The organism is Asanoa sp. NPDC050611, assembly GCF_040654855.1.
Taxonomy (GTDB): Bacteria; Actinomycetota; Actinomycetes; order Mycobacteriales; family Micromonosporaceae; genus Asanoa.
The window spans coordinates 1-18,477 of record NZ_JBFAIU010000016.1; the positions used below are offsets into that span (position 1 = coordinate 1).

The following is an 18,477-nucleotide window of genomic DNA, read 5'->3' on the forward strand; positions in this document are numbered from 1 at the left end:
CGGTGGCGAACTGTGCGGCGCCGAGCACCACGCCCGTCGACGCGTAGGGCTCCGTCGGGTGCGGCTGCGACAGCGACATCGCCATGTCGAGGTAGGCCGCGCCCGCCACGGCGCCGGCGGCGATCAGCGCGCCCAGGGCGCCGAGGGTCGAGGGCTCGGTCGGCAGCAGGCCGGACACGCCGGCCCCGGCCAGGAGCAGCACCGGCGCGACGGCCGCGACGCCGATCGGGCGCAGGGCGGCCGTGACCGCCCAACCGATGCCCGCGGCGAGGGTGACCGCCGGCACCACGGGCCACGGCACGGCCGCGGCCACCAGGACGGCCAGCAGGCCGCCGACCGCTAGGAAGCCGGCCAGCGCGGCCAGGACGGCCCGGTAGGCGGCGAGACCGACCGGCCTCGCCGCCTCCCCCCGGACCCCACCCCCAACCGGGCCGGGAACAGCCGCTGATCGCCCCTCCTCGTCAGCGGCATCCGTCGGCTCAGCTCCGACGCCCCTCTCGCCGGCGACCGGACCGTCCGGCGCATCGTGGTCTTCGCCGCGGTCCGAAACGTCGCCACCTGTCGCGGCCGCCTGGCGCCCTTCCGTGCTGAGCGCCCGCCGATCGTCGCCGGTGGCCGACGGACCGCGGCCGCCATCCCCCGCCGCCCGCTCGGCGAGCCCCGGCGAATGCCACGTCAAGGTCAGCGCCGCGGCCGCCAGGATCAGCAGCGTCGCCGCGGGGCCGGGGGCGATCTCGAGCAGCCCCGACGGGGTCAGGCCCGTGCCCGACGGCGCGCCCGTCCAGGCCTCCTCCCACCACGTGTAGGGCGCGAACAGCACCGCGCCCAGCGCCGGCGCCGCCGCCAACAGCGACAGGCCCGCGACCGGGACCGCCGCCACCCCGACCGCCGCCCGGGCCATCGCCGCCGGCCGGCCGAGCAGCGCGATCGCCAACACGAGCAGGGCCGCCGAGGGATGGACACCCGCCGGCTCGGACTGTGCCGGCCACGCGCCGGCCACGGCCGCGGAGGCGGCCAGGGCGACGGCCGCCGGTGACGCGTACCCGGAACGGCGCCGCGACCGTCCGTACAGCACCGTCGCGGTCAGCGGCACCACGACGGCCGCCAGGCCCGCCCGGGCCGGCCAGGGGCCGCCGGCACCGGCCGCGTACACGGTCGCGGCGACGGCGGCCGGGACCGCCGCGAGCCCCACCGCGCACCACCACGCGGCCCCGCGCCGCCCGCGCAGCGCCGCGGCCGCGCCCAGCACCACCAGCGCGCCGAACACCGCCGCCGTCGACCATGGCCGAGCCAGGCCGACCACCACGCCGTGGACCGTCAGCACGGCGGCCGCCAGCGTCAACACCAACGCCGGCCGGGCGACGAGCACCAGGGCCGCCGCCACAGCCAGGTCCATGGTGGACACCGCCCACCAGGGCAGCGCCACCGCCGTCGGCAGGGCGAGCGCCGCGAGCAGGCCGCCGCCCGCGATGGCCGCCACCCGTCCCGCCGGCGACACCAGCAACGCGAGCGCCGCCGCACCCAGCACGAGCGCGACCGGCAACTGCCAGTCGCCAGGCAGCCCACCCGCGCCGGTGGCCCGCAACGGCGGCAACGAACCGTCCACAGTGCTCACCGCGACCGCCAGCGCCGTCAAGCCCGGCGCCAACAGGAAGACGCCGGTCGTGATGACGGCGCCCAGCCGGGCGACGCGCAGCCGCAGCACCACGAGCGCGATCGCGAGCACGACCGCGCCGGCCACGACCATCAGCACCGACCAGCGCAGCTCGGCCACCGGCCGGAGCACGGCCACCGCGACCGCCGAGGGCACGGTGGCCGCGCCCACGACGCCGAGCCACCGCACCCGGCCGACCGGGCCCGCCGCCGCCAGCAGCACCGCCACCAGCAGCGTCGGCAGGCCGGTGAGCACGGCCGGCGTGCGGTCGTCGAACAACAGCGCTCCGAGTGCGCACACCCCCGATGCCACCTGTGCGCACCCGAAGCCGATCCACGCCGCGACCCGCGCCCACCGGTCACCGAACCGGACCAGCACGAGATCGGCCCCCGCCGTGGCCGCGAAGGCCAGCGCCCAGCCCGCGGCCGGCACGTCGAGCCACGCGGCGAGCAGCGGCAGCACCGGCTGCGCCACCACGAACGCGCCCACTCGGGGCGCGACCAGGCCGGTCAGCCGCCCGTATCCGACGCCGGCCGCGGCGGTCACGGCGCAGACGATCGCGCCGTAGGCGGTGCCGTCGACGCCGGCGAGGCCGAGCAGGTCCACGTACCACGCGGCGTAGCCGTCGAGCAGCACCAGCAGCATGCCGAGCGCCGCGAACGTCTCGGCGGTCGAGCGCAGCCCCCGGCGCGCCGTCAACGGGGGCACGGCGAGCACCAGCGCGGTGAACACGGCGAGGATCACCGCCCGCGCGCCGAAGCCGTACGTCGCCCAGGCCACACCGGTGAACACGATCGCGGCCGCGCCGACCAGCAGGCCGCCGAGCACGAACAGCACGTTCTGCGCCGTACGCCGGCTGGTCTCGTCCTGTTCCAGCCGCGGCGCGGGCACGGCCGGTGCGGGCGCCGGGGCGAGGAACGTCGCCGCCCGGACCCGCGCGGCCGCCTCCTCCCGGCGCCGGTGCACCGTCGCGTACCGCGCCGACAGGTCGCTGTAGGTGCGGCGCGCCTCCTCCAGCGGACCGCTCAGCTCGGCCAACTCGGCGTTGAGCCGCACCACCTCGGCGGCGTCGGGGTCAGGGCCCCGGCCGCAGTTGGGACAGCCGGTCGCCAGCGTCGCCGGCGCCTGGCAGGACGGGCACGGATAGGTCACGCTCCGGATCCTGCTCGGCCGGACGCGTGCGCCACAGAGTGCGCGTACTCAGGTGGCTGTCAGGTGTTGTTCAGGCGGGGCCACGATCGCCCGGTTCTCCTCGATCCACGCGTCGATCTTGGCCCACCAGTCGTAGAGCCACTCGATCCGCTGCTCCCGATCCTGGGGAACCTCTTCCGGCGGCACCGACCAGAACCGCATCGTGAGTCGCTTGTCCATCGGTAGCTCACGCCAGACGTCGCCGACGGTGAGCATCCGGTCGAGGCCGGTGTGCGCCACGAAGATGACGCCGGCGTCGGGCGCGGCGTCCATCGCGGCGAGCAGGCCGCCCGGGCGCGGCGCGAGCACGTTGCGCATCTTCTCCGCCTTCGCCGCCATCCGGTGCAGGCCGCGGGCGCGGAGCAGCTCGATCGCCCGGATGCGCCGGCGCGGGGTGAAGTTGCCGCCCTCCGGGAAGATCACGAACGCGTCGTTCTCGTCGAGGCCGACCGCCAGGTTGCCGACGAGCTTCTCCAGCCCGTCGGGGTCGCGCTGCGGCGCGATGAACCGGTTCGGCAGGCGGTTGAGCATCACGTCGACCGCCGGATCCCACTGGAGGCTGTCCTTGAGCACGATCCGCGGCTCCCGGTCGAACCAGTTGACCAGCGCGTGCACGAGCACGAACGAGTCACCGGGACCGGCGTGCCGGCAGACCACCAGCTCGGGCCGCCCAGGCTGGGCGGTGTCGGGGTCACTGCCCGCGATGTCGAGCCGCAGCTTGAGCGTCCACTGGGCCTGCGCGAAGAGGAAACGCAGAAACGCTCCGGTGAGTACGTAGTGCGCGCGCTGGAAGGCCGGCGAGCGCACCTTCCAGCCGAAGCCGGACGCCAGCCAGAGCGCGAACAGGGTGATCAGGGCAACGGCGTCCCAGACGACGTACACGGTGCCGAGCCAGATCACCCGCAGCGGGCGCAACCGGCCGGGCACCAGTGGCGACGCCGCCGAGGCGAGCAGCAACCAGGCCGGCAGCGTGGTCAGCAGCACCACGGCGAACGCGATGACCAGCGGCGCGAGCACGATCCGGCGCAGCCAGCGGGGCGGGGGCGGCATCAGCCGTCGTCCCGGCCGGCCGACGGATGCTGGGCGAGATAGCGCCGGGACGCCGTGTACGCACGGCTGATCCGGCGGCCGACCGCGGCCATGTCGCGGTAGGCCCAGGGTGTGTCGTCGCGGGGCTCCAGGCCCCCTGTTGGAAGCACGTGCACATGTACATCGTCGGGCAGCGCCGCCAGCTCACGTGCGAAACGGTGCCGCCGCGCGATCTCGAAAGCCACCTGGGCCACCTCCCACGGCCGGCGCGGAGGCGTCAGCGCGCGCTCGATCCGGCCGACCTGGAGCACGAAAATGTGCCGTGCACCACTGCTGACCGCCTCCCCGATCGGGATCGAGTTCACGATCCCGCCGTCCACGTAGTGCTCCTCCCCGATCTGGGCCGGCGGCAGCAGGCCGGGCACGCTCGCGCTGGCCAGCACCGCGTCGACCAGCGGGCCGCTGGAGAACCAGTGCTCGGCGGCCCGCTCGATGCTCGCCGCGCAGCACCGGAACGGGATCTTCAGCTCCTCGAACGTGGTCTCCTCGCCGAGCTCGCGCTCCAGCAGCCGGCGCAGCGGGCGCGGCGAGTGCAGGTGGGTACGCGCGGCGAAGCGACGCAGCTGCCGGGCGACCGAGTCGCCGTACACCTCGCTCGCCTCGGGGCTAGCCCACAGTCGGACCAGGCGGTCCGTCACGGCCTCGGTCGGGTCGGCGGCGACCATCGCGCCGTTGACGGCGCCGATCGAGGTGCCGATCACGAGGTCGGGCTTGATGTCGGCGCGGAACAGCGCGCGCAGCATGCCGACCTCGACGGCACCCAGCACACCGCCGCCACCCAGCACGAATGCCACCCGTCCACCGCCCACACCATCATCCTGGCACGGCGGCGTTGCCGCTTCCGGTTGACAAGCCACGAGGCATCGCCGAGATTGAATCGATCCCCCCACTGCCGGCAGGTGCAGACTCCATGTCCACGCTCACCCCGGGCGCCCTCCTCGCCCGTCGCTACCGGCTGATCGACCGGGTCGGCGCGGGCGGCATGTCGGTCATCTGGCGGGCCCGCGACGAGGTGCTCGACCGCACGGTGGCGGTCAAGGTCCTCTCCGCCGCGCTCGCCGCCGACGCGCGCTTCCGCGACATGGTCCGCGACGAGGCCCGGGCCGCCGCCCAGCTGGTGCATCCGCACGTGGCGACCGTGCACGACTACGCCGAGACGGTGACGCCCGACGGCACGGTCACCGCGTTCGTGGTGCTGGAACTGCTCACCGGCGAGGAGCTGGAGGCCCGGCTGACCGCGGGGCCGCTGCCCTGGCCGGAGGCGGTGCGGGTGTGCGCGGAGGTGGCCTCGGCGCTGGCCGCGGCGCACCGGCTCGGCATCGTGCACCGTGACGTCACGCCGGCCAACGTGATGCTCACGCCGACCGGGGCGAAGGTGCTCGACTTCGGCATCGCGACCCGGATCGGAGCGCCGGACGAGGACGCGGACGGAGAGACGTTCGGGACACCGGCGTACGTGGCGCCCGAGCGGCTCGACGGCACGCCCGCACAGCCGGCGACGGACAGCTACGCGCTCGGGGTGCTGTTGTACGAGACGCTCACCGGTCGCGTGCCGCTGCCGGCCGAGACCTGGGAGGACCTGACCCGGGCGCTGCAGGCCGACAACGGGTTGGCACCGCCGGAGGTGCCTGGCTTGCCGCCGGTCGTGGCCGGGCTGTGCATGCGGTTGCTGGCCCGCGACCCACTGGATCGGCCGACCGCGCACATCGCGGCCCGTGAGCTGCGGGCGGCGATGGCGCAACCGGAGCCGGCGGCGGCAACCGATACGGCTGCAACGTCCGGGCCGGCGCCAGCGCCCGACCCGGCGGCGGCGCCTGGACCGGCGTTCGCGCCCGACCTAGCGGCGCCTGGACCGGCGTTCGCGCCCGGTCTAGCGGCGTCCGGACCAGAGTCCGCGCCGGGCGCGGCGGCGTCCGGCCCGCAACCGGCTCCCACGCCCGGGGCCGCGCCCGGAACGGCGCCCGGGACGGATCCGGCGCCACGGCACGACCCGGCGCCCGCGCGCGGGCAGCGGCCAACAACCGGCCCGGTCGCGCCGCCCGCGGTGGCCGCCGAACCGGCCGGGTCGCGCCGGCGGCCCGCCCTGGTCGTGGCCGCGATCGCCGCCGTGCTCGCGCTCGGCACCGCGGCCCTGGTCCCGTTGTTCCGCGACGACAGTCCCCACGTGGCCGCGCCGGCGACCCCGCCGCCGACCACGTCACCGCCCGCGCCGATCACCGCGCCTCCGACCCCCGCCCCACCGACCTCGATCGGCGAGGCGCTGCGCCGCGTCGAGGGCGTGATCGCCGAGGGGCAGCAGGCCGGCGACATCCGCAAGGACACCGCCGTCGACCTGCGCAACCTCCTGCGCGAGCTGCACACGGCGGAGACCCGCGCGGACCGGGTCACCCAGCTGCGCGAGAAGGTCGCGGTCCGCGCGGGCGAGGGCGCGATCAGCGGCCCGTACGCGGAGCGCCTAGACGTCGCCCTGGCCGGCTTCCCGGCCGGCTAGCCGGATCCGCGCACCCACCCGGTCGAACAGCAGCAGCCGGTCGAGGTCGACGGCCAGCCGCAGGGTCTCGTCCCGACGCGGCAGGCCGACGGCGGGCACCCGCACCACGACCTCACCGACGGGTGGTGGCTCGCCGGGCAGCTCCGGGTCATACGCCGGATAGAAGCCGTATTCGGTGCGCGCTGCCGTGGGCCTCGGCGCCTCCCGCATCAGCGCCGCCGCCTGCGGCCCGGGCAGCTCCAGCCGGGACCGCTCGGTCGAGGTGGGCAGCGCGCCGGTGTCCACGTGCACCAGCGCCTCGTGCCCGAGGTGCTCGACCCGGCGCACGGTGCCGGCCAGCGCGGGCCCCTGATGGCCGGCGGGCGCGATCGAGAGCGCGTCGGCGCGCAACGCGACGCTGACCCGGTCGGTGTGCCGCGACCGCACGGGATGGTCGGCCGGCAGCTCCACGACCTGCGAGCCGAGGTCGATCACCACCCGGTCGCCGTCCGCGTAGACCGCGCCCTCCAGCAGGCTCGTGCGCGGCGTGCCGAGGAACGCGGCCACGAACAGCGTCGCCGGGTCGTTGTAGACCTGTTCCGGCGGCCCGACCTGCTGCAGCACGCCGCGGCGCAGCACCGCGACCCGGTCGGCCATCGTCATCGCCTCGGCCTGGTCGTGGGTGACGTAGATGGTGGTCACGCCGAGCCGGCGAGCCAACGCGGCCACGTCGGAGCGCAGCTCCGCCCGCAGCCCGGCGTCCAGGTTGGACAGCGGCTCGTCGAGCAGGAACCCGTGCGGCCGGCGGATGATCGCCCGGGCCATGGCCACCCGCTGCCGTTCGCCGCCGGAGAGCGCGCCGGGCAGCTTGCGCAGCAGCGGGGTGATGCCGAGCTGGTCGGCGACCTCGCCGACCCGGCTGGACACGTCGGTCGGCGTCTCGTGCCGGACCCGCAGTGGGAAGCCGATGTTCTGCGCGACGGTCAGGTGCGGATAGAGCGCGTAGTCCTGGAACACCATCGCCAGCCGGCGCTCGCGGGACGGCAGGTGGTCGACCGCCTCGCCGTCGATCAGCACGTGCCCGGAGGTCGGCGCCTCCAGCCCCGCGACCAGCCGCAGGATCGTCGACTTGCCGCAACCGGTCGGCCCGAGCAACACCAGGAACTCGCCTGGCGCGGCCTGGAGGCTGACCCGGTCGACCGCGACCGTGCCGTCGTCGAACACCTTGGTCAACAGCTCCGTGGCGATGGCGACCACCGGCGAACACCTCCTCACCCGCAATGGTGAAACGTCGATGACCATCAACACCAGAGCAATCTCGGACTTGTACGGGGAGTAGGTCCAGCACTACCTCCGAGTTATCCACAGGGGTAGGGCGCCGCCGGCCGTCCCTCACTAGCGTCTTCGCCATGACCGCGTTGCGAGCCCTCGCCAAACCCACCTTCCTGCGCACCGCCTGGCCCTGGCGGTCGCTGGGCTACCTGATCAGCACCGCCCCGGTCGGCTTCGTGGCGACGCTGGTGTTCGGCACCGTCGCGCTGCCCTGGGTGATCGCCGCGGACCGCGTGATCCGCCACGGCGTCGACCTGTCCGGCAACCAGTTCGCGCTGCTGGTCATCTCCGGCACGGTGCTGCTGGCCACGGTCGCCCCGGTCGGCGCGGTCGTGCTGGCCGCCGTCGAGCGGTTCCGGCTGCGCCTGGTCGACGACCGCCACCTACCGGGTCTACCACCGCCGGCGCCGGGCCGCTGGTGGCGCTGGCTACGCGATCGCTACACCGACGCGGCCACCTGGCGGGCGGTGGTCTACGGCTTCGCCCTGAGCTCGGTGGTGCCGCTGGTCTACTTCGTCACGGGCATCGCCCTGCTGCTCGAGGTCGCGCTGCTGTTCAGCCCGTTCATCGTCTCGGCCGGCGACCCGATCACGCTCGGCCGGGCCGCCGTCGACACACCCGAGGAGGCGCTGCCCTACGCGTTGCTCGGCCTGGTCCTGCTGCCCGCGGTGCCCTACCTGTTCGGCCTGGTCGCGGGCGCACACGGCGCGCTGGCCCGGGTGCTGCTCGGCGGCGCCGACGAGCAGGCGCGCACCCGCCTGGCCGAGGTGGTCAGCTCCCGGGCCCGCCTGGTCGACGGCTTCAGCGCGGAGCGCCGCCGCATCGAACGCGACCTGCACGACGGCGCGCAGCAACGTCTGGTCAGCCTGACCCTGCAACTCGGCGTGGCCCAGCTGGACCTACCACCGGACAGCCCGGCCGCCCACAGCGTCGGCGTGGCCCACGACCAGGCCAAACAACTGATGGCGGAGCTACGCGAGCTGATCCGCGGCATCCACCCGCAGGTCCTGACCGACAGCGGCCTGGGCGCGGCGGTCCGCGAACTGGCCGACCGCTCGACGGTCCCGGTGACGGTCGCGATCGACCTACCGGCCCGCCCGCCGGAGCACGTCGAGTCGACGGCCTACTTCGTGGTGGCGGAGGCCCTGGGCAACGTCGCCAAACACAGCGACGCGGCCACGGTCCGGGTGGCCGCGGTGCGCGACGGCCGCACCCTGATCGTCGAGGTGACCGACGACGGCCAGGGCGGCGCGGACCCGACGGCCGGCAGCGGCCTGACGGGCCTGGCCGACCGCGTTGCCGCCGTCGGCGGCACGACCCGCCTGTCCAGCCCGCCGGGCGGCCCGACGCTCCTCCGCGCCGAACTGCCGTGGCGATGACCGCGACCGCCCGCCCAGCGGTTGACCGGGAAACCGCCGACCCGATGATCGAGTCCGTGGCTGATGGGGAGGTGTCATGTCGGTGATCCGGACCGTGCTGGCCGAGGACGGGACGCTGTTGCGGGAGGGGTTGACCAGCATTCTCGATCGGTTCGGGTTCAGCGTGACCGCCGCGGTCGGGGACGCCACGGCGTTGGTCGCCGCTGTCGAGGCCGAGGTGCCTGACCTGGTCGTCACCGACGTACGGATGCCGCCCGGGTTCACCGACGAGGGCCTACGCGCCGCGGTCGCGCTCCGGCGCCGGCACGCGGGGCTGCCGGTGGTGGCACTCAGTCAGTACGTGCAGCAGAGCTATGCCGCCGACCTGCTCGATTCCGGGGACGGGCGGGGCGTCGGATACCTGCTGAAGGACCGGGTGGTCGACATCGAGGACTTCGTCGCCGCGCTGCGGCAGGTGGCCGGCGGTGGGACCGTGGTGGATCCGCAGGTCGTGGCGCAGCTCGTGCGGCGGCGGCGCGATCCGTTGGCCAAGCTGTCCAACCGGGAGCGGGAGGTCCTGCAACTCGTCGCCGAAGGGCACTCCAACGCCGCGATCGCCCGGCTGTTGGTCGTCTCCGAGGCCGCGGTCGGCAAGCACGTCGGCAACATCCTGGCCAAGCTCGACCTGCCGCCCGACGACGACCGCAACCGGCGCGTGGTTGCCGTCCTCACCTACCTACGCAGCGCTCAGTGATGGTGGACGGTGCGGTCCATCCAGCCGTCGCCGTTGTCGTCGTACATCGTCTTCTCGAAGACGCCGTCGCCGTCCTTGTCGTAGTCCGCCGAGTTGACCAGGCCGTCCGCGTCGGTGTCGTGGCCGACGAAGTCGATCCGGCCGTCGCGGTCCTTGTCGACCAGGATGTCGACCCCGCCGTCGGAGCGGCCGAGCAGCACGTGCCTGTCCCAGTCGCCGTCACCGTCGACGTCGACCCGGGTGTGGTAGCCCTCCGGCGGTGCGGTGCTGACCTTGTCGAGACCGCCACCCGGGAGCCCGTCGTCGGCGGTCGGGGCCGGGCCGAAGCCGGACGTGGCTTCGCCCGCTGCCGACGGCGCCGGGCCCATGCCGTCGATGCCGGACGGCCCGGTGTTCTGCAGGCCCTGGCCGATCTCGTCGCCGAAGCCCGACAACCCGCCCATGCCGCCGTGTGTGCCCTCGGCCTGCGCGTACGGGCCGAAGCTGGCACCGTCGTGGGCCGCCGGGCCGAGGCCGTCGTGGCCCGCCACGGCGCCGAAGCCGGTGGCGGCCGTGTGCCCGAAACCCGTCGGGCCGGCGACCGGGCCGTCGGCGGCGAGCAGGCCGCCGATCGAGCCCAGCAGCCCGAACGTGCTCGACTGGTTGGCCCGGGTCTCCACCGCGTGCTCCGTGGACGCCCCACCGCCGACCTGGGTGTGCAGGAGCGCGATCTCGTCGTCGCTGAGCGAGTAGCTGGCCAGCGCCAGCCCCGGATCCGACGCGAGCGCGCTCGCGAACGCCGGGTCGACGACCAACCGCTCCAGAACCTCGTCGAAGTCACTCATCGCCGGCCCCTCCCATCGACGCGCGCTCTTACCGTAGCGCCGTCAGTCGAGCTCCGGCATCGGCACCGGCTGGGGGCGCGGGCGGCAGGTGCCGCACTGCACGGCGTCCTCGACGACCAGGCCCTCGGCGCGGCGGCGGGTCTCGGAGCGGTGCACCTCCAGCAGGAACGGCCCGAACCGCGCGTGGTCCTCGCACACCCCGCGCCCACAGAACCGGCACGACCCCCGCGCCGACTTAGGACAAAACCAACAGAGCACCTGATCTCCTTATGAGGGCGGCGAGCTACACGGGTTGAGCGGGATCGAGATCGATGCGGTGTCACTCTGCTTGGCATCGTCGACCACGGTGACCGTGACGGAGACTTCGGCGCCGCCCTGCGCGTTCGTGCCGGTGTAGGGCACCGTCACCTGGCCGCCGTAGGAGGCGCCCTCGTTGCCGAGGTCGACGGAGCCGCTCTCGTCAAACTTGGCGATCGACCACGATGCCGACGTCGACACCGACGCGACATCCTCGTCCACGACCCGGAAGCTGATGGTTGTGCTGCCGTCAGTGCGGCACTCCCGGTCGATCGAGTCCGGATCGGCGGACAGCCCGGTTATCGACGGAGGATCGTTCGTCGGCGGCGAGGTCGGCGGAGTCGTCGTCGGCGGGTTGGTCACCGGTGGATTTCCGCCTGGTGGGTTTCCTCCGGGCGGGTTGCCGCCGGGCGGGTTGCCACCCGGCGGCGGATTGTTGCCCGTGCCGTCGTCGTCATCGTCGTCGTCCGGATCGGCGGGCGGGGTCGGCGAGACGCTCGGCGTCGCGGAGGGCGACGGCGAGTCGGTCGGGCTCGGCTCCTCGCTCGGCGGCGGCTCCTCGGTCGGCCCGGCCGGCCGCGGCACCTCACGTCCGTCCCCGCAGTCCAACGGCGCGTTGGTCTCCGGCTGGAGCTGCCCGTCCACGCGCACGTCACCCGCGGAGACGATGCTGCCGCCGCCGGAGCTGGCCCGGTACCAGGCCTCCCCCTCGTTGCTCAGCCGCGTCCCGCCGGCCGCCAGCGACAGGGCGAGCGCCTCGAACGTGCCGCTCGTGCTCGCGGTGTCGACCAGCAGCCGCCCGTCGGCCAGCTGTAGGGAGCCGTGCGGCCGCGTACGCCGGTCGCCCGTGCTCCACAGCGGACCGACCGAGACGCCACTGCCCGCGCACAGCACGGTCACCGCGCCGCCGCGGAAGGTCAGGGTCGCCGACGAGCGGTCGCGCACCTGCACCTGGTCGCCCTCGGTCACGTAGATCTTGTCGCCCGAGGTCAGCTTCACCGGCCGCCCGTTGACGTCGACGTCCGCCGTGCCGCGGGTGGTCGCGAGCAGGGCCCGGTCGGCCGGCATCTCGGCCCAGGCCGGCCCGGGAAGCAGGTTCGACGCGGTGAGCAGCAGCGCGAGCAGCAGGAGCAGCGCGGTCAACCACCACAGCCGGCGTTCGAAGCGGCCGTCCACGGTCTCGTCGATCACCGGCGGCGGCCCGGGCGGCGCGGCCAGCGGCGGGTAGCCGCCCGTCGCGTGCACACCGGCCCGCGGGCCCGCGCCGGCGGCCGACGCGACGACCGCGGGAGAGGCGCCGAGCAGCAGCGGCACGCCGGGCAACGCCGGCACCGACCACAGCCGGGTCGGCGTCCGCGCGGTCGCCACGACCCCGCCGGGGCCGTCGCCGATCGGGCCGATCAGGGTGCCCCGGCGCAGCTCGGTGCCGTCCGGCAGCACGACGCTGCCCGACTCGATGACCACGGCGTCGGTCGGGCCCGACAGGGTGACCGGGTCGCCGGGCGCGAGCAGGCCCAGCCGGGCCGCGGAGACCAGCCCCATCCGGTCCTCGGCGGACAGCGACTGCAGTGCCGGCGTCTCGGCGAACAACCGGTCGGCCTGGTCCCACTCCGCGGGCGGCGGGCCGGGCACCGGGCCGATCGCGCGGGACACCGAGGACGACGGCAGCGACAGCAGGGTGGTGCCCGCGGTGTGCCACGTGAGTGCGGCCGGCGCCCCGCTCAGCGCGCTGGCCAGCCCGACCAGGCCGCCGGCGCCGACCCGCTGGCGCACCAGCCCCGACGGGTCGTCGGGCCGGCGGGCCTCGACGGCGCCGTCGACCACGACGTACACGGCGCGTTGGGCGGCACCGGCGACGACCAGCTGCTGTCCGGTGCGCGGCCGGACCCAGGTGGCGGTCGAGGCGAGGTCGGCGAGCGCGGCGCCGGAGAGCCGGCCGAGCGCCGATGCCCGCAGCGCGTCGAGCCGGCGCGGCGCGTCCAGGTCGCGGCGGCGCTGCTCGAGCCGGCGGCGCAGCGCGCGGACCTGGCCAACGGCCCAGCCGAACGCGAGATAGACCAGCGGCGCGGCGAGCCCGCAGATGACGGCGGCGAGCAGGATCCGGGCGGGCCAGCCCGAGCGCCACAGCCCGATGGCCAGCCCGGCGACCCGGTCGGTCCAGATGCGCCAGCCCAGGTTCACCGCGATGGCCACCCAGAGCACGGCGACGGTCCCGTACAGCGCGACCAGCCGACCCTCGCGGTCCAGCTCGGCCCACCGGGGTGGGCGTCGCCGCAGCCGGCCGACCACATAGGTGAGACCCCGGGCCCGCAGGTTGGGGATCTCCAGCCAGTCCATCAGCAGGTAGTAGCCGTCGAGGGCGAGGAACGGGTTGAGGTTGAACAGCGCGTTGAGGTACCAGGCGAAGGCGAGCTTGAAGGTCCACGGCGCGGCCGCCGGCACGAAGACGCCGACCAGCCCCACGATGCCGGCCAGCACGAGCCCCGCGGCGGGGCCGGCGGCCGTGGTGGTCATCCGCGCCCGGCGGCCGGCCATCCACACGTCGGTGGTGTCGACGAAGACCGAGGGGATGCCGAAGTAGACGAGGAAGCCGGCCGCGGGCACCCGGCGGCCGGCGTGCTTGGTGGCCAGCGCGTGGCCGAGCTCGTGACAGGCCAGCGCGAGCACGTTGAGCCCGAGCAGGACCAGGGCGCCCGTCGCGTACGAGCCTCCGGTCAGGAAGATCGCCTCTTCGCCGTGCCACCAGGTCCAGCCGAACGACACCAGGCCGGCCACCGCGACGAGGCCGAGCAGCGCGACGACGGCCCGGTGGAAGAGGAAGCGCCCGCCGGCCCGGTAGAGGAAGGAGACCAGCGGGTCGACGTTGGCGACCACCGTGCGCCGGCCCTGCGCGAAGGCCAGCAGGGTGCGCCCGATCCGCAGCGGCCAGGGCCGGCGGCGCACGCGGGCGAGCGGCTTGAACGCGTCGACCGGCAGCTCGGCCAGCATCCGGTTGGCGGCCAGATCCGCCACGACCCGGGTGACCTGGTCAGGAGCGAGGCGGCCACCGATGCGGGCGAACTCGGCGACCAGGCGGGCGACCGTACGCGTGCCGTCCATCAACGTCGCGAGCTGCCACTCCTCGGGAGTCAGCCGCACGTAGCAGGCCCCGCCGCGGTCGTCGGGCGAGCGGAGCATCACGTAGGGCACACCGCGCACCGAGACCAGGTCGACCTGCTCGATGCCGTCCCGCAGCACGGGCCGCGCCCGCGCCGGGTTGAGCCGCTCGACGACGGCCGCCCACATGCCGGGGTCGTGCGGGCCGACCGGCTGCCCGGGCGCCCGCCCGGCCAGCGCCTCCCACACACTCACCCGGGTCTCGACGACCGTCACGGTGCCCCACCCTCCGGCTCATCCACCGGGGATGGAGAGTAGGCCGGGTCATCGATCGTATTCGACCCCGCGTCCGCTACCCGACACCCGTTCACAGGCGGAATCGGCCGGGCGTCACCGCCCCGTCACCAACCGCAGACATAGCGGCGGCGGGTGACACAGCCAACCCCCGAGGGCCGTGCCACCCGCCACCATTTGGGAGGAGGACCGTCACCGCGGGTCACGCGGACTTCGAGTCCCAGGTGTGCGCTCTAGCAGTTATGACGCTTCGGTGAGCGTCACGGTTGCGGTCTTTTCCGAACCGTTCCGCGTGTACGTGAGTTGCACCTGGTCACCGACCTTGTGCGACTGCACCGCGGCGACCAGTTCGTCGGAGCTGGTGATCGCCTGGCCACCGAAGTTGGTCACGACGTCGCCCTGCTGCAGCCCGGCCTTGGCGGCCGCGCTGTCCGGGGTGACGGCGGAGACGATCGCGCCGTTGCCGTTCTCCTGGTCGGCCACCTGCACGCCGAGCGCGGCGTGCGAGACCTTCTGGCCGGTGCGCAGCGCGTTGGCGACCTGCTCGGCCTTGGCGCTCGGGATCGCGAACCCGACGCCGATGCTGCCGTTGCCCTGGCCCGAGGTGGCGATCGCCGTGTTGATGCCGATGACCTCGCCGTTCGTGTTGACCAGCGCGCCGCCCGAGTTGCCGGGGTTGATCGGCGCGTCGGTCTGCAGCAGGCCGGACAGCGACGTCGCGGTCGGCTGCTGGCTGCCGCCACCACCGAACGGGTTCGGCTGCTGCTCCTGCTCGGACTGGGTGCGGATCGTGCGGTCCTTGGCGCTGATGATGCCGGCCGTCACGGAACCCTGCAGGCCCAGCGGGCTGCCCAGGGCCAGCACGGTGTCGCCGACCTGCACCGCGGCGCTGTCGCCGAACTTGGCCGGGCTCAGGCCCGACACGCCCGACGCCTTGACCACGGCGAGGTCGCTCTTCGGGTCGGTGCCGACGATGGTGGCGCTGGCGCGCTTGCCGTTGTCGAAGACCACCTGGACGGTGTCGCCGCTCGCGCTGGCCACGACGTGGTTGTTGGTCAGCACGTAGCCGTCGTCGGTGAGCACCACGCCGGAGCCCTCGCCGCTGCCGGTGGTGACCGAGACGATGCTCGGCTCGACCTTCTGCGCGATTTCGGCGAGCGACGACCGGTTGACCACCGGCGCCGCGGCCGCGCGGGCCCGGGCGTTGTCGTTGTCGTTGCCCTGCAGCGCGGCGCCGATCACGCCGCCGAGCAGGCCGGCGCCGAGCAGCAGCACGAGCGCCACGGCGAGGCCGGCGATCCAGCGGCCGACCCGGGTGGGGCGCTGCGGGCCGGGGGCCGGCTGCCAGTGCTGGCCGGGAGGCGGCGGGGCGCCCGGACCGCCGCCGGCCCACGGGATCGGTGTCCCGTGCTGGCCGCCCGCGCCGACACCGGCACCGGGGTGACCAGGCTGGCCGTAGCCGCCACCCGCCGACGGGTAGCTGTAGTGCGGGTAGCCCGAGCCCGCCTGCGGATAGCCCGCCTGCGGGTACTGCGGGGCCGGCGCCTGCCAGGGGCTGCGCGGCGCGTCCGTGGGCTGTGCCGACACCGGGGTGCCGCTGACCGGCTGGGGGTTGGTGGGGACGGTGGGCTGGTGCGCCGTGGGCTGCTCGGCACCGTACGGGCGCGGCTGCTCCGGAGCGGGCCCGGAGTCCGGTTCGGTGCCCCGAGCGGGGTCGTGCCGGGGGTCGCTTTCGTGCTCGGTCATGCCGATTACCTTTCCGCACCGCTCTGCGACCCGCCTGGGGCTGGGCTGAGCGTTGTCTGAGAGTGCCCGTTCGGACCCGCACCGTCGCCGCCGGAGCCGTCCGGCTCGTCGTGGTCGTCGTCACCACCGCCGGCCAGCGGCAGCCGGACCCGGAACGTCGAGCCCTGGCCGGGCACGCTGTCGACCTCGACCGTGCCGCCGTGCGCGCGGACCAGGGCCGCGACGATCGCGAGCCCGAGACCGGTGCTGTTGGCCTCGCGGTCGCGCCGGCGCGCGGCGTCCGCCCGGTAGAACCGCTCGAAGACGCGTTCCGCCTGCTCCGGCGGGAGACCCTGGCCGGTGTCGACCACCTCGACGATCGCCGAGCCACCGTCGGAGCGCAGCCGCACGGTGATCTCGGCGTCCGGCGGCGTGTGGATGATCGCGTTGGTCAGCAGGTTGCCCAGCACCTGGCGCAGCCGGGCGTCGTCGGCCCGCACGACCAGCAGCCCGGCCCGCGGCGCCACCTCGATCGAGATGTCGCGCTCGGGCGCCATCGCCTGCGCGGCCTGCACCGCCTCGCTGGCCAGCACGCGCAGCTCCACCGGGGACAGCGACAGCGGTCGCTCCCGGTCGAGTCGGGCGAGCAGCAGCAGGTCTTCCACGAGGAGGCCCATCCTGGCGGCCTCGTCCTCGATCCGACGGACCAGCCGTGCGGTGTCGTCGGGCGACCCGGCGGCGCCCTGGCGGTAGAGCTCGGCGAAGCCACGGATCGTCGTCAGCGGCGTACGCAGCTCATGGGAGGCGTCCGCGACGAACTGCCGCATCCGCTCCTCGGAGCGCAACGCCCGCGACTCCGACGCCTGCGCGGCGAACGCCGCGTCCCGGGCGGCGGCCTCCGACTCGGCCCGTGCCGCGAACGCGGTCTCGATCTGGGTGAGCATCGCGTTCAGGGCGCGGGACAGCCGGCCCAGCTCGGTCTTGGGCTCCTCGACGCCGGGCTCGGGATCGGGGACGCGCTGGCTGAGGTCACCGGCCGCGATCGCGACCGTGGTCCGCTCGATCTGCCGCAACGGTTTCAGGTTGCTGCGGACTATCGCGGCGCCGAGCGTGGCCAGCACGATCAGCACCGTGCCGCCCGCCAGGCCGTCGATCCAGAGCAGCTGTTTGACGGTGTGGTCGACGTCGGAGAGGTTGAAGCCGACCACGACGATCGCGGAGCTGTCCTGCGGCTGCACCATCAGCACCCGCCAGCGGGTCTGGCTGCCGATCGCCTTGACGGTGTACGGGTCGTTCTGGTGCTGCCGCAGCGCCTGCTGGAGGCCGCTGTAGTTCTGCGGCAGGTCGGGACCGTCGGGCGTGAACAGCTGGCTCGGCCGGCTGCTCAGGTCGTTGAGGGTGGGCTGCGCCGGCGTGGAGGCGACCGCGAACGCGTTGTCGCCCACCGCGAACTGGATGTTGTCCCGCAGCAGCGCCTGCACGTTGTTGTTGAGGCTGCGCAGGTTGCCGTCGACCTGGTCGAGCAGGTAGTTGCGCAGAAAGAACGTGCTGGCCGCACCGATCACCAGCAGGGCCGCCGTGACCAGCGCCAGCACGGCGGCGACGAGTTTGACGCGCAGCGGTGTGCCGCGCAGGGGAGCCAGCACAGGCGCCCCTAGGCGGCCGGCTTGCGGAGAACGTACCCGACGCCACGCAGGGTGTGGATCAACCGCGGCTGACCGTTGTCAATCTTGCGGCGCAGGTAGGAGATGTAGCTCTCCACGATGTTGTCGTCGCCGCGGAAGTCGTAGTTCCACACGTGGTCGAGGATCTGCGCCTTGGACAGCACCCGATTGGCGTTGAGCATCAGGTAGCGCAGCAGCTTGAACTCCGTCGGGGACAGCTGGACCCGCTGGCCGGCGCGGTAGACCTCGTGGGTCTCCTCGTCGAGCTCCAGGTCGGCGAAGGTGAGCCGGGAGGCGCTCTGGTCGCCGGCCGTGGTGCGGCGCAGCACGGCCCGGATGCGGGCGGTCAGCTCCTCGAGGCTGAACGGCTTGGTGACGTAGTCGTCGCCACCGAGCGTGAGGCCGCGGATCTTGTCGTCGGTGGCGTCACGGGCGGTCAGAAACACCACGGGTGTACGCGTGCCGCCCTCGCGCATCAGCCTTATCACTTCGAAGCCGTCGAGGTCGGGCAGCATCACGTCGAGGACCACGAGGTCCGGCCGGCGGTCCTTGGCCGCGCTGACGGCGGAGCTGCCGCTCGTCGCCGTGCTCACCTCGAAGCCGGCGAACTTGAGACTGGCGGAGAGCAGCTCGAGGATGTTGGGGTCGTCCTCGACGACCAGCAGGCGTGCCTCGGTCTGTGGTGCGGCCATGACACCCATCATTGCCCCGCCCGCTGAGCTTGTGCTG

The 18,477-nt window shown here is 74.3% G+C and carries 13 protein-coding genes; 3 read left to right on the forward strand and 10 right to left on the reverse strand.

Annotated elements, in window-relative coordinates; translation table 11 throughout:
• The 3 genes from AB0H87_RS04580 to AB0H87_RS04590 form a co-directional block, all read right to left on the reverse strand.
• A partial coding sequence (locus AB0H87_RS04580; protein ID WP_360139542.1) for a hypothetical protein occupies positions 1-2,806 on the reverse strand: 2,806 nt, incomplete at its 3' end.
• A gap of 48 nt (positions 2,807-2,854) precedes the next feature.
• Complete coding sequence (locus tag AB0H87_RS04585) at positions 2,855-3,895, reverse strand: lysophospholipid acyltransferase family protein (protein WP_360139545.1); 1,041 nt, start codon at positions 3,893-3,895, stop codon at positions 2,855-2,857.
• Positions 3,895-4,743 (reverse strand): patatin-like phospholipase family protein, encoded by an 849-nt coding sequence (locus tag AB0H87_RS04590; RefSeq protein ID WP_360139548.1) that lies wholly within the window; start codon positions 4,741-4,743, stop codon positions 3,895-3,897. The genes AB0H87_RS04585 and AB0H87_RS04590 overlap by 1 nt, the downstream gene beginning before the upstream one ends.
• A 101-nt stretch (positions 4,744-4,844) precedes the next feature.
• On the opposite strand from AB0H87_RS04590, the gene AB0H87_RS04595 reads away from it, so the two are divergent.
• Complete coding sequence (locus AB0H87_RS04595) at positions 4,845-6,425, forward strand: protein kinase (protein ID WP_360139551.1); 1,581 nt, start codon at positions 4,845-4,847, stop codon at positions 6,423-6,425.
• Here the strand turns inward: AB0H87_RS04595 and AB0H87_RS04600 are convergent.
• Entirely contained in the window at positions 6,390-7,661 is a 1,272-nt protein-coding gene (locus tag AB0H87_RS04600; RefSeq protein WP_360139554.1) for an ABC transporter ATP-binding protein, read from the reverse strand. The two genes, AB0H87_RS04595 and AB0H87_RS04600, sit on opposite strands and share 36 nt — an antisense overlap.
• Before the next feature lie 152 nt (positions 7,662-7,813).
• On the opposite strand from AB0H87_RS04600, the gene AB0H87_RS04605 reads away from it, so the two are divergent.
• On the forward strand, positions 7,814-9,115 hold the full coding sequence (locus AB0H87_RS04605) for a sensor histidine kinase (RefSeq protein ID WP_360139557.1): 1,302 nt from the start codon (positions 7,814-7,816) through the stop codon (positions 9,113-9,115).
• A 76-nt stretch (positions 9,116-9,191) separates the two neighbouring features.
• On the forward strand, positions 9,192-9,848 hold the full coding sequence (locus AB0H87_RS04610) for a response regulator transcription factor (protein ID WP_360139560.1): 657 nt from the start codon (positions 9,192-9,194) through the stop codon (positions 9,846-9,848).
• On the opposite strand, the gene AB0H87_RS04615 is transcribed toward AB0H87_RS04610, so the two are convergent.
• The 6 genes from AB0H87_RS04615 to AB0H87_RS04640 form a co-directional block, all read right to left on the reverse strand.
• Positions 9,842-10,672 (reverse strand): hypothetical protein, encoded by an 831-nt coding sequence (locus tag AB0H87_RS04615; RefSeq protein WP_360139563.1) that lies wholly within the window; start codon positions 10,670-10,672, stop codon positions 9,842-9,844. The two genes, AB0H87_RS04610 and AB0H87_RS04615, sit on opposite strands and share 7 nt — an antisense overlap.
• A gap of 42 nt (positions 10,673-10,714) precedes the next feature.
• A complete protein-coding gene (locus AB0H87_RS04620; RefSeq protein ID WP_360139566.1) occupies positions 10,715-10,870 on the reverse strand; it encodes a hypothetical protein in 156 nt (51 codons plus the stop codon).
• 69 nt (positions 10,871-10,939) lie between these two features.
• Positions 10,940-14,341 carry a cyclic nucleotide-binding protein gene (locus tag AB0H87_RS04625; RefSeq protein ID WP_360139569.1) on the reverse strand — a complete coding sequence of 1,134 codons (3,402 nt, stop codon included), beginning with the start codon at positions 14,339-14,341 and terminating at the stop codon, positions 10,940-10,942.
• Positions 14,342-14,599: 258 nt separating this feature from the next.
• On the reverse strand, positions 14,600-16,105 hold the full coding sequence (locus tag AB0H87_RS04630) for a trypsin-like peptidase domain-containing protein (protein ID WP_360139572.1): 1,506 nt from the start codon (positions 16,103-16,105) through the stop codon (positions 14,600-14,602).
• Between the two features lie 5 nt (positions 16,106-16,110).
• On the reverse strand, positions 16,111-17,730 hold the full coding sequence (locus AB0H87_RS04635) for a HAMP domain-containing sensor histidine kinase (RefSeq protein WP_360139575.1): 1,620 nt from the start codon (positions 17,728-17,730) through the stop codon (positions 16,111-16,113).
• Positions 17,731-17,738: 8 nt separating this feature from the next.
• On the reverse strand, positions 17,739-18,440 hold the full coding sequence (locus AB0H87_RS04640) for a response regulator transcription factor (protein ID WP_203719077.1): 702 nt from the start codon (positions 18,438-18,440) through the stop codon (positions 17,739-17,741).
• Positions 18,441-18,477 lie beyond the last annotated feature (37 nt).

What these genes read in the sequence shown, in the direction of transcription:
- AB0H87_RS04585 (WP_360139545.1), bottom strand. Translation starts at nt 3,895, where the DNA reads ATGCCGCCCCCGCCCCGCTGGCTGCGCCGGATCGTGCTCGCGCCGCTG.
- AB0H87_RS04595 (WP_360139551.1), top strand. Translation starts at nt 4,845, where the DNA reads ATGTCCACGCTCACCCCGGGCGCCCTCCTCGCCCGTCGCTACCGGCTG.
- AB0H87_RS04605 (WP_360139557.1), top strand. Translation starts at nt 7,814, where the DNA reads ATGACCGCGTTGCGAGCCCTCGCCAAACCCACCTTCCTGCGCACCGCC.
- AB0H87_RS04610 (WP_360139560.1), top strand. Translation starts at nt 9,192, where the DNA reads ATGTCGGTGATCCGGACCGTGCTGGCCGAGGACGGGACGCTGTTGCGG.
- AB0H87_RS04615 (WP_360139563.1), bottom strand. Translation starts at nt 10,672, where the DNA reads ATGAGTGACTTCGACGAGGTTCTGGAGCGGTTGGTCGTCGACCCGGCG.
- AB0H87_RS04630 (WP_360139572.1), bottom strand. Translation starts at nt 16,105, where the DNA reads ATGACCGAGCACGAAAGCGACCCCCGGCACGACCCCGCTCGGGGCACC.
- AB0H87_RS04640 (WP_203719077.1), bottom strand. Translation starts at nt 18,440, where the DNA reads ATGGCCGCACCACAGACCGAGGCACGCCTGCTGGTCGTCGAGGACGAC.